General features: G+C 33.4%; 9 protein-coding genes, 1 other RNA gene, 1 pseudogene and 1 other annotated feature. Of the genes and pseudogenes, 5 read left to right on the plus strand and 6 right to left on the minus strand.

Annotated elements, in window-relative coordinates; all coding sequences use genetic code 11:
* Positions 1-35: 35 nt before the first annotated feature.
* Positions 36-297: signal recognition particle sRNA large type (ffs, locus tag EDD66_RS02830), an RNA gene on the minus strand.
* A gap of 95 nt (positions 298-392) precedes the next feature.
* Complete coding sequence (gene tadA / locus EDD66_RS02835; RefSeq protein ID WP_123608030.1) at positions 393-848, minus strand: tRNA adenosine(34) deaminase TadA; 456 nt, start codon at positions 846-848, stop codon at positions 393-395.
* Between the two features lie 85 nt (positions 849-933).
* On the opposite strand from tadA, the gene EDD66_RS02840 reads away from it, so the two are divergent.
* Together EDD66_RS02840 and EDD66_RS02845 are read left to right on the plus strand one after the other, a co-directional pair.
* Positions 934-1,629, plus strand: a complete 696-nt coding sequence (locus EDD66_RS02840) for an anaerobic ribonucleoside-triphosphate reductase activating protein (RefSeq protein WP_123608031.1) — start codon at positions 934-936, stop codon at positions 1,627-1,629.
* Positions 1,630-1,643: 14 nt separating this feature from the next.
* On the plus strand, positions 1,644-2,192 hold the full coding sequence (locus tag EDD66_RS02845) for a GNAT family N-acetyltransferase (protein WP_123608032.1): 549 nt from the start codon (positions 1,644-1,646) through the stop codon (positions 2,190-2,192).
* Between the two features lie 80 nt (positions 2,193-2,272).
* On the opposite strand, the gene EDD66_RS02850 is transcribed toward EDD66_RS02845, so the two are convergent.
* Genes EDD66_RS02850 through EDD66_RS02860 form a run of 3 tightly spaced genes read right to left on the minus strand, consistent with a single transcriptional unit; the run spans position 2,273 to position 5,165 of the window.
* A complete protein-coding gene (locus EDD66_RS02850) occupies positions 2,273-3,412 on the minus strand; it encodes a DUF6128 domain-containing protein (RefSeq protein WP_123608033.1) in 1,140 nt (379 codons plus the stop codon).
* Positions 3,413-3,469: 57 nt separating this feature from the next.
* The gene (gene rsmA / locus EDD66_RS02855; RefSeq protein ID WP_123608034.1) at positions 3,470-4,339 is read right to left on the minus strand and encodes a 16S rRNA (adenine(1518)-N(6)/adenine(1519)-N(6))-dimethyltransferase RsmA; all 870 of its coding nucleotides are present in this window, start codon (positions 4,337-4,339) and stop codon (positions 3,470-3,472) included.
* A gap of 58 nt (positions 4,340-4,397) precedes the next feature.
* Positions 4,398-5,165 (minus strand): TatD family hydrolase, encoded by a 768-nt coding sequence (locus tag EDD66_RS02860; RefSeq protein ID WP_123608035.1) that lies wholly within the window; start codon positions 5,163-5,165, stop codon positions 4,398-4,400.
* A 330-nt stretch (positions 5,166-5,495) separates the two neighbouring features.
* Here EDD66_RS02860 and EDD66_RS02865 point away from each other — a divergent pair, with 330 nt between their 5' ends.
* Positions 5,496-6,365, plus strand: a complete 870-nt coding sequence (locus tag EDD66_RS02865) for a DegV family protein (protein WP_123608036.1) — start codon at positions 5,496-5,498, stop codon at positions 6,363-6,365.
* 343 nt (positions 6,366-6,708) lie between these two features.
* On the opposite strand, the gene metG is transcribed toward EDD66_RS02865, so the two are convergent.
* Positions 6,709-8,652 (minus strand): methionine--tRNA ligase, encoded by a 1,944-nt coding sequence (gene metG, locus EDD66_RS02870; RefSeq protein WP_123608037.1) that lies wholly within the window; start codon positions 8,650-8,652, stop codon positions 6,709-6,711.
* A 112-nt stretch (positions 8,653-8,764) separates the two neighbouring features.
* Positions 8,765-9,017 (minus strand) — a binding site (T-box leader).
* A 165-nt stretch (positions 9,018-9,182) separates the two neighbouring features.
* Between metG and EDD66_RS02875 the strand changes: the two genes are divergently transcribed.
* Both EDD66_RS02875 and EDD66_RS02880 read left to right on the plus strand, forming a co-directional pair.
* Positions 9,183-10,937: a DUF885 domain-containing protein gene (locus EDD66_RS02875; RefSeq protein WP_123608038.1), complete on the plus strand. Its 1,755-nt coding sequence runs from the start codon at positions 9,183-9,185 to the stop codon at positions 10,935-10,937.
* 187 nt (positions 10,938-11,124) lie between these two features.
* Positions 11,125-11,648: pseudogene (locus tag EDD66_RS02880) on the plus strand (phosphoenolpyruvate carboxykinase (ATP)); the annotation flags it as partial.

Consider the following 11,648-nt stretch of genomic DNA (forward strand, 5'->3'; position numbering starts at 1 on the left):
CTCTGCCAAGTGAGGGTTCGATTCTTATTTAAATTCCGTGCGTCTTACTTTGTATCCTCCTCATAGGCGTTACCTTTACAGTTAACTCGGCCCAGGTAGCCTTACGGCACACAAGAGGTTTTGCTTAGTGCTGCTCCATTCCTGACCTGACACGGTTCACAAATTCTTGTTGCGTAAGACCCAGACGTCAACATCACTTATAAAGGGCAGCCCTACAATGAAGGATCCGAGGCAAGACATCACCCCTGCTATAGCGGATTGCAGGTACAGGGCACCGCTATCTCCCCGGCTGCACGGAAACTTTATGACATATTTAATACACTTTTAAACAGTGTAACACTTAGTATATATGCTTTTTATGACGGTGTCAAGTGGTTTCGGCTTCCTTTTATTTACTTTTTATTTTCTCTTAGTTCTTTAAAAAAAGTTTTTAAAAGATTACTGCATTCCTCTTCCATAACTCCCTTTTCTATTTCTACCTGGTGGTTAAATTCCTCCATTTGTAAAAGGTTTAAGATGGAACCTGCACATCCTGCTTTCGGATTCATACTGCCAATTACAACTTTCTTCACCCTGGCCTGTACAATGGCTCCAGCACACATCTGGCAAGGTTCTAATGTTATATACATAGTACACTCTTCTAATCTCCAGTCTCCTAAAGCCTTGCTTGCTTTGTCAATTGCTAAGATTTCCGCATGTGCCAATGTGTTTTTTTTTGTATTTCTTTTATTATATGCTCTTGCTATAATTTTCTCCCTATAGACAATAACACAACCAATAGGGACTTCGTTTATACCATAAGCTTTCTTTGCCTGTTTAATTGCTTCCTTCATGTATCTATCGTCCATATATTACCTCTAAGTTTCAATTTTATAGACTTTAACCCCAATATCTGCTATATTTATAGTAACACTTTATGTAAGAGGTGACAACATGCAAATCCATGGATTTAACAAGACAACTTTACTTGATTATCCAAAACATCTTGCAGCAACTATCTTTTTAGGAGGTTGCAATTACAGATGTCCATTCTGCCATAATGCTTCTTTAGTAATGTATCCTGATAAACAGCCTTCCATTCCGGAAGAAGAAATATTATCAACTCTTTTCAAAAGAAAACATATATTAGAAGGAGTATGTATTACAGGGGGAGAACCTACCATACATAAGAATCTTCCTGATTTTATCCGTAAGATCAAAGAAATCGGTTTAAAGGTCAAACTAGATACCAATGGAAACAATCCGAATATGATAGAATACCTGGTAGCTGAGGACTTAATTGATTATATTGCCATGGATATTAAAAACTCCCTGGAAAAGTATGGAACAACTGTAGGAATTTTAAATTTTAATACTTCAAAGATTCAGGACTCGGTATCTTTTATTATGTCTTGTGGTCTCCCTTATGAATTTCGGACTACTGTAGTAAAAGAGCTTCATGCCCCTTCTGATTTTATTCAGATAGGTAATTGGATTAAAGGAGCAAAATCTTATTATTTACAATCTTATAAAGATTCTGGAGATATATTATTCCCCGGGCTATCCAGTTATTCCAAAGATGAATTATATGCTTTCAAGGAGATATTAACTCCCTATGTTGAGCTTATAGAACTTCGTGGTATTGACTAAAAGGAGAGTTTATTATGAAAATGGAATATGAGACCTCCAGGTTATTTCTTAAGATATTACAATCCGATTCTTCTGATAAAGTTTTAGATTTTTATATAAGAAATAAGGATTTCTTAGAACCTTTTGAACCTGACAGAGTGTCATTATTTTATACCAGAGCCTTTCAGCAGGCCAATCTCAATTATGAGAATAAACTTATGAAAGATTCTCATATGCTGCGTTTGTGGCTCTTTGAAAAATCTGACCTTAATAAAACAATCGGCAGCGTGAGCATCCAAAATATTATCAAAGGCTCTTATTTAAGTTGCATTATAAGCTACAAAATGGACAGAGATTATTTAAGGTTAGGATATGCTACAGAAGCTTTATATTACTTAATCAACATAGCCTATTCTCTTTATGGGCTGCACCGAATTGAAGCATATATTGTTCCTGATAATTTACCATCAATTAACCTGATTCAGAAACTGGGATTTTTACCTGAAGGAATTGCCCGTTCAAGTGTTTACTTACGTGGTAAATGGATTGATCAAATTAGATTCGCCCTCATTTCTGAAATTTAGGAATCCTGTCTTTTTTCGCTATATTTTCACGCAAAATATGGGTTGCCACAAGATTATATCTTGCTGCAACCCGTTTATTTTTATAAATTAATTGTAGTGTACCAATATCCAAATTCTCCTTGTTCCGGTTCTTTTTCTTTCGTTGGTTTAAAGTCTTCAAATCCAAATAATTTTGCCATAAATTTTTCCCTGCTTTGAAAGAAACCTGGTACGCCTATAATATACTGATTACCATTCTCACATCGTTTTCTGGCAAATATTAAATGTTTATAATTATAATAACCATGTAATAAGAAGCTATTATTGCCTAATACCCAATTCTCAATTGGAAATGCTCCAATATCCTGAGGTTCTATTTTAACACACTCTGCTATCTCATTTCCTTCAAATGGGAACATTTTCGTATAACGAGAAAATATTCTTGCTGCAATTGGTGAAGTTATCTCTTCTTTCTCAAGAACTGCAGCATCTTCTTTATGTATTGTTTCTTTATTATCACTTTTCTCTTCTTTTTCTGCCTTATCTAAGTTCTCTCTTTCTTTGATACTTTCTTTTTTATTATCTTCAAAAATATCTTCTATCCCATCTTTTATATTTTCTATGACATCTGCAATGGTATCCTTTATATTATCTTCAAATACCTCTTTAATACTTTCCTTAGCTACCTCTTCAAAATCTTCTTTTTTGTCTTCTTCTATCATTTCTTCTACAAAATCTTTTATGACTTCATTTATACTTTCTTTTTTTGTTTCCATCTCATTCGTATTAAGATCATCACAATTTTCTTCAGCTTCCCTGTCTAAAATGGGAACTTTCTCACCTACAATGAGTTCATCATTATTAAAATTACGCAGAATAACCGGTTTATCATCCCATTCTGTTGCATAATATTTTCCATCATTAAAATATACAATTATCCCGCACATTTGGTCCAGGGTATAAGATGAATTCAAAATATTACCGGCCTTTGTGATCGCTTTTAAATCGCCAATACCATTTCTGATAATCATATTTCCAATTGGTAATGGTCTTATTACGTCATCATTTCTATAGAATATATATGCCTTTAATGTATTATTATTAAGACTAGGAGCTTTTATATTAATCATGATTTTACACTGATCATTTCTTGCTTCTACTCTTGCAAAACCTACGTTATTTTTCTTTAGACCGTCTTGGTAATCATACATATATGAAACAATTCTTTTATAATCAGACAAAGCACTCACTCCCTTTTAGAATATTATATGAAGGAAATAAGTGCTTTATGACTTTTATTATTTAATTTTTGATAATATAATATTGCTTAACCCTGCAAATTGCTCTAATGTCAGTGCTTCTCCCCGTATATTTTCAGGAACACCCAATTCTATAATTGCTTCTGCGATGATATCCTTGGATAATTGTATTTCCGGAGAATTATTTAATCCATTTACTAAAGTCTTACGTCTTTGATTAAAAGATGCTCTTATAATTTGAAACATGAGTTTCTCATCTATAACTTCTACCGGTCTTTCTTCATGTTTGGTCAATCGGATTACTGCACTTCCTACATTAGGACGAGGCATGAAACAATTAGGAGGAACATTGGCTACAATATATGGTTTTGCATAATATTGTACTGCCAGAGAAAGGGCACCATAATCTTTTGTTCCCGGACCGACCTGCATACGGTCAGCAACCTCTTTTTGTACCATAACAGTGATATTTTCAATCGGAACCCTACTTTCAAATAACCCCATTATAATTGGTGTAGTAATATAATATGGAAGATTAGCAACTACTTTAATTGGTTTTCCATTATTTTTTTCATTTACAATTTTGTTAATATCTACTTTTAGTATATCATCATTAATAATTGTAATATTATTATAAGCAGATAAAGTCTCCTCTAATATGGGAATTAGATGCTTATCGATCTCCACCGCTATTACTTCTCTTGCTGATTCACAAAGATATTGGGTCATCGTTCCAATTCCCGGTCCAATTTCTAACACTACATCTTCTTTTGTTATACCTGCTGCTGATATAATTTTATCCAGTACATGGGTATCGATTAAAAAATTTTGCCCAAATTTCTTTTGAAATATAAAATTATATTTTTTTATAATTTCTATTGTGTTTTGTGGATTTCCTAATGTAGCCATCTATTCCCTCGCTTCTATTATTCCGTGATATGTGAAATTATTTATGGTTCTTAACCATTTAAGATATTTTATACATACTTTTCGCATTTTCCATAGTAACCCTGATAACCTCATTATAATCGATATTTTTTATTTTTGCTATTTCAGAGGCGATATGAGGTATATATAAAGAAGAATTTCTCTTTCCTCTAAAGGGCACCGGTGCAAGATATGGACAATCTGTTTCTAAAAGAAGACGATCCAATGGTGCATAGTCTACTACTTCTTTTAACTTTTTAGCATTATTAAAAGTTACAACGCCTCCTATCCCTAAATAAAAACCCATATTTAAAAATATTTTTGCAGTTTCTAAAGAATAGGAATAACAATGGATCACTCCTCCTATATCCCTTGCCCCTGCTCCATTCATCATATCAATTGTATCTTTGGCTGCATCCCGGCTGTGGATCACGATTGGTAATTTTACTTCTTTTGCTAAAGACATTTGTCTGTCAAACCATTCCTTTTGTATTACCGGTTCTGGTTCCTTCCAGTAATAATCCAGACCTATTTCTCCAATTGCAGCAATTTTCGGTTCTTGCGTCATCTTTTTTAATAGATCAAATGAACTCTGATTAAGTTCTTCCGTCTCATTGGGATGCACTCCCACTGCTCCATATACGTGGGAATATTTTTTTGTGAGTTCCAATGTATTCTTGGATGTTTCTATGCTCGATCCAATATTAACCACATATTCTATTCCATTATCACGCAAAGATAATAGTAACTCTTCTCTATCTTCATCAAATTGCTCATCATCATAATGGGCATGTGTTTCAAAAATCATATTTGATTCCTCTTTCTATTCAATCCATCTTACCTTGTATTAGTCCACAATATTATAATATATCATTCTGCAAAGAACAAGAGATATCTATCCCTGTAATTGGTTATCATATAAGTAATAAACATAATCCTTTCTTTCTGATAATAACATTATAAGAGCACATTTTGATATCATAAGGATTTTGATATAAAAATAGACATGGATAATATTACTATGTTATAATACACAAAAGAATGATTTTGCTTTGTATGGCTTAAAATTAGCAAAGTATAATCTTATCTTATTATTTAATAAAAATATAAATTAAATTTATAGCAGGAGACGATTTTAATGAATGATTTTGTAATAACTACGGATACTACATCTGATTTACCGGCATCATATGTGAAGGACTATCATATTGAAATACTTCCTCTTTATTATAACCTTGAAGGAGTAATTTATGGAGGCGATGTTAAATTACCGCCAGAAGAGTTTTATGCTAAAATGAGGTCAGGTCAAATGCCAACAACAATGGCAGTAAACCCTGAAACTGCAAAAGAAACTTTCAAAAAATATTTAGATCAGGGAATGGATATTCTTCATATCGGCTTTTCATCTGCATTAAGTGGAAGTTTTAACAGCACAATGATTGCTGCCAATGAACTTAAAGATGATTATCCAGATCGTAAAATTATTCTTGTGGATTCCCTATGTGCTTCTCTTGGAGAAGGATTATTGGTCCATAAAGCTATTTTGTTAAAAAAAGCAGGAAAAACTTTAGAAGAGATTGCATCCTGGGTAGAAGAAAATAAATTGCATATCTGTCATCTCTTTACAGTAGATGATTTGTTCCATCTGCAACGTGGCGGACGTGTATCAAAAACTACAGCCATTATAGGAACTATGATTAATGTGAAACCAATTCTACATGTGAATGATGAAGGGAAACTAATACCTCTTCAAAATGTAAGAGGCAGAAAAAAATCCCTTACTACATTAGTGGATAACATGGAGAAGCAGATCAATGGCTATGAAGAGCAAAATGACATTATATTCATTAGCCATGGGGATTCTTTAGCCGATGCAGAATATGTAGCCTCTCTTATAAAAGACCGATTTGGAATTCACTCTTTCTTAATTGATTATGTAAGTCCTACCGTTGGTGCTCATTCAGGACCTGGTACGATTGCTCTTTTCTTTATGGGAAATAAGCGATAGTTTATCCCGGGACCTATTGTAAGTATCGTTGAAAAGGCTGTTGCAAAACTATTATGAATAATACAACAAAGTCTATGCTCTCCCTGTAATGCACTGTCTGAAAAGAGAGCATAGACTTCCTTGGATTCCTTTTGTCCCACAGTATGGGCAATTCCAGTATCCTTCGATAATATTACCCAAAATAATCCCTCCCTGGCATAATAATATAATACTCATTATTACATATCTTTAATATTACATGGTATATACCTTTGCCTATACCGGTAATATAAAACTTGTGGTATCCAATATTAATATTTGAAACCACAAGTTCTAAATACCCTACAGGCAAAGCGTCATATTATTAACAGATTTCAGAACCACTAATAATATCTTTATCTACGGTCACCACAGAAAGATTTCCTTCATCATCTCCTGCTGCAAGAATCATACCTTCTGACTGGATACCACATAGTGTCACTGGTTTTAGATTTGTAATAACAGCAACTTTCTTTCCTATCATATCTTCAGGAGTATAATGCTTAGCGATACCAGATACAATTTGTCTTACCTCATTGCCAACCCTGATTTGAGATACTAATAATTTTTTCGCTTTTTTAACAGGCTCACATGCAATCACTTCTCCTACCTGAATCTGAACCTTATCAAAATCATCTATTGTAATCTCTGGTTTTTTCTCTACTACTGGATATACCACGGATGCTGTTTCTTTTTCTGCAAACATTTCTTCAACCTTCTCCATTACTTCTTTTGGGTCTAATCTGGCAAATAAAATCTCAGGGGCAGCTGTAACTTTTAATCCAGATGGGTAGTTTCCATAAGTAGTTAATTCATCTATATTTCTTATCTTTGTATTTAACTGATTCACTATTTTATTTGCAGTTTCCGGCATAAATGAACTTAACAGACTTGTTCCAATAGTAATACTTTCAATTAAATTATAAAGAACTGTCTCTAAACGGCCTTTCTTTGCTTCCTCTTTAGCCAGAACCCATGGCATAGTTTCATCGATATATTTATTACATCTTTTAAATAATGTGAATATATCTGTAATTGCATCAGCAACTCTTAATTTATCCATTTTGGCAACGACATTTCCAGGTGTTTCAAGGACAACTTTGATTAAATCATCATCCACTTCTTCTTTTATTCCAGAATTATTTACAATACCATCAAAATATTTATTAGACATTGAGATTGTTCTATTTACCAGATTGCCTAATGTATTCGCTAAATCAGAATTCATTCTTTCAATCATGAGTTCCCAGGAAATTATGCCATCATTGTCAAATGGCATTTCATGCAATACAAAATAACGAACAGCATCTACCCCAAAGAGGTCTGCCAGTTCATCTGCATATAATACATTTCCTTTAGATTTACTCATCTTTCCATCTCCCTGTAGTAACCAAGGATGACCAAATACTTGTTTTGGCAGAGGAATATCAAGAGCCATTAACATGATAGGCCAGTAGATTGTATGAAATCTTAGAATATCTTTCCCTATAAGGTGAAGATCTGCCGGCCAAAATTTATTATACAATTCTTCATGTTTTCCATCTAGATCAAAACCTAATCCCGTAATATAATTACTTAATGCATCTATCCACACATATACTACATGTTTGTTGTCGAAATCCACAGGAATTCCCCATTTGAAAGAGGTTCTTGATACACATAGATCTTGCAGACCTGGCAGCAAGAAATTATTCATCATTTCATTCTTTCTTGATTCCGGTTGGATAAATTCCGGATGGGTGTTAATGTGTTCAATTAATCTATCTGTATACTTACTAAGCTTTAAAAAATATGCTTCTTCTTTTGCAGGTTGTACTTCCCCTCCGCAATCCGGACATTTTCCATCTGCTAATTGAGAAGGAGTAAAGAAAGATTCACAAGGAGTACAATACATACCTTCATAATGTCCTTTGTAGATATCTCCCTGTTCATATAATTTTTTAAATATCTTTTGTACCTGTTTTTCATGATAGTCATCTGTGGTACGTATAAATTTATCATAGGAAGTGTTCATAACATCCCATATTCTTTTTATTTCTCCTGCCGTCTGATCCACAAATTCCTTTGGAGTAATCCCTGCATCCTCTGCTTTCAATTCAATTTTTTGTCCATGTTCATCCGTACCTGTTTGAAAAAAAACATCAAATCCCTGCTGTCTTTTAAATCTTGCAATACTATCTGCCAATACGATTTCATATGAATTTCCAATGTGAGGTTTCCCGGATGTATATGCGATTGCTGTTGTAATATAATATGGTTTCTTTGCCATGATAAATCCCTCCTGATTATTTTTTTTACTGACTTATAGCAGATTGGCACACTTCACGCTACTCGCTGGCCTTTGCCTCATGCAACTCGAAAAAAAAGCTCTCTTCTTTATTTTTAAAGACGAGAGCATTGCTTCGTGGTACCACTTTAATTCACTTATACTCCACAGTATAAGTCTCCACAGCTATAATCTTATATTCCAGTTCATAGCATACACGATAACGGGTGTAACCGTCGCAGCCTAAAGGTAAACTCTCAGTGCGAAGCTCCAAGACCATCTTCAGTAGTTATATTATGACCCATTCTCATCAACAGGGCTCTCTGTTCATCCTATAATCTACTTACTCTTCTTTTCATTGCTTTTGTCAGTTCAATTTGTTTTAGTTTATCTTGTATCCTAACATTTGTCAAGGTATGAACTTTTATATACTATAACAAGTTATATTATAATATAATAAAAATAAGATTAGTTGATTCATAGGAAGACTGACAGGTAAATTTACCTGATAAAGACAAATATAAGGAGGCAATATGAAAAACGCAAAAAAACGATACTTATTATGTCTACTTTTTATACTTTTAGTTATGATCCCCAGCTGTAGGAAATCTACTGAAGATGTGTTAAATACACGGGAAGTTTTTAATCAATTAACCAATGAGCTGTTCTTAAAAGAAGTAAAAAGTGACAGTATTTCTCTAAATTATACTTTAGCTAATCCTGAAAATTATGGTATTCATGAATACACACCAACTCTGGGTAACTATGGTATCGATTCAACAATAGAAGGTCTGGCAAGTTCCGAGAATTACCTTGAACGTTTAAAGGAAATTGACTATGATGTTCTAACCAGTGAGCAGAAATTAACTTATGATATTTTAGAATATCTATTTATTCAGGATAATTCTTTAGACAATATGTTATTATATCCAGAAAGCTTAAGTCCTACCCTTGGAATACAATCCCAGCTTCCTGTATTACTGGCAGAATATAAGTTTTATGACAAAGAGGATATCGATGATTACATAGAACTATTGTACTGTACCTATGACTATTTTAAAGAGATCATTAACTACGAACAAGCAAAATCAAAGGACGGATTGTTTATGAGTGATTATATTGCCGATGAAATCATTGAACAATGCAATGCATTTACCAAGAAAAAGGATAATAACTTACTCATATCTGTTTTCAATGAAAAAATTTCTACTTTCTCCGGTTTAACAAAAGAAGAAATTAAAACTTACAAAACCCAAAATAAGAAAGCCGTTTTAGAAAATGTAATTCCTGCCTATAATTTACTGGCATCCAGTTTAACCAAACTAAAAGGAACGGGAGTAAATGATGGAGGTCTTTGCAATTTTCCAAAAGGGAAATCTTATTATGAATATCTGGTAAAGGCTCAGACTGGATCTTCAAAAACAATAGCGGAATTAATTGAACTCTTAGATAATACCATGAATAATAACATAAACGAAATTCAAAAAATAGCGAGTTCAAATCCTGATGCAATAAATAAAATGTTACAAGTAACCTATGATTTACAAGATCCTAATGAAATATTAGATTATTTAAAAGAAGCAATCAAAGAAGATTATCCTCCCCTTTCAGATGTAAACTATACGGTGAAATATGTAGATGACTCCTTAGAAGAATATTTAAGTCCTGCATTTTATCTGACTCCGGCTTTAGATGATTATAAAGAAAATAGTATCTATATAAATCAAAGCCCTAAGTATGATATGTCATCTATTTTTACTACTTTGGCCCATGAAGGATATCCAGGCCATTTATATCAATGTGTATATTTTAATCAGCAATCTCCTGATCCCATTCGAAGTATCCTTAATTTTGGCGGATATTCTGAAGGCTGGGCCACTTATGTTGAACTTGAATCTTATTATCTGGCTGGCTTTGAAAAAGATGTGGCTGCTCTGTTAGAGAAAAATAATGCTGCTATATTAGCGTTGTATGCCCGGGTTGATATTGGTGTGAATTATGAAGGATGGACTTTTGATGACACATCTTCTTATCTCAAAGAGCAATTAAACCTCACAGATAAAGAAACAATACGTAATTTTTATTATGCCGTCATTGAAGATCCTGCCAATTACTTGAAATATACTATTGGCTATCTTGAGTTTTTAGAACTCCGTGATAAAGCTCAAACAGCTTTAAAAGATGACTTTAAATTGAAAGATTTCCATGAATTTATTCTGAATACCGGCCCTGCACCTTTTGAAATAATTAGTAAAAGACTGGATATTTATATGGATGGAAAATCTTAGTGAATTTTTTAACATTTCATTGACATATACCTTTAAAAATTTTATAATTATACTGGAATACTTTTTAATTCAAAATAGTAAGAAAGTAAATCAGCATTTTCTGATATTGGTTTGCTTTTTTATAATAAATCCGATAATTCTATTTATGGAATTATTGGAATAAATAAAATTTAGGAGGAAGATTTTAATGTCAACGAAAGCAAACTTTAAACGTGAAGAAATTGGTGCTCATAATCCGATGTTTACTCAAACTCGTGCTATCATAGAGGCACCGTTTTATGGTAACAATGTAATTAAAGTAAGTACTCTTAGGGAAGCTTATGAATTAGCTAAGAATTCTCCAGGTACTGTAGTTACTGATATGCCTGTATATAGAGCAGAAGAAATTGGACTGGATCCGGAATCTAAAGTATTATTGTTCAATGATGGAAATGTAAGCGGCCGTGCCGCAGCTGCCAGAAAAATAGCTGGAGAACCGGGCGTAGACACAAACGATCTTAATGGTAAAGTGAAAGAAGCAGTCTATCAATCAAGAAATACTTTACTTTATCATGCACAGGTCTATATTGGTCTCCACGAAGACTTCATGGTAAAAGCCCATCTTCTTATCCCAGAGGGAGAAGAGAATATCCTGTATTCCTGGATGCTTAACTTCCAGTATATGTCTGATGAATATGTAAAGATGTATAAGAGATCAACACCTGTTGATGG

The sequence above is a fragment of the Mobilisporobacter senegalensis genome (assembly GCF_003752155.1).
Taxonomy (GTDB): Bacteria; Bacillota; Clostridia; order Lachnospirales; family Lachnospiraceae; genus Mobilisporobacter; species Mobilisporobacter senegalensis.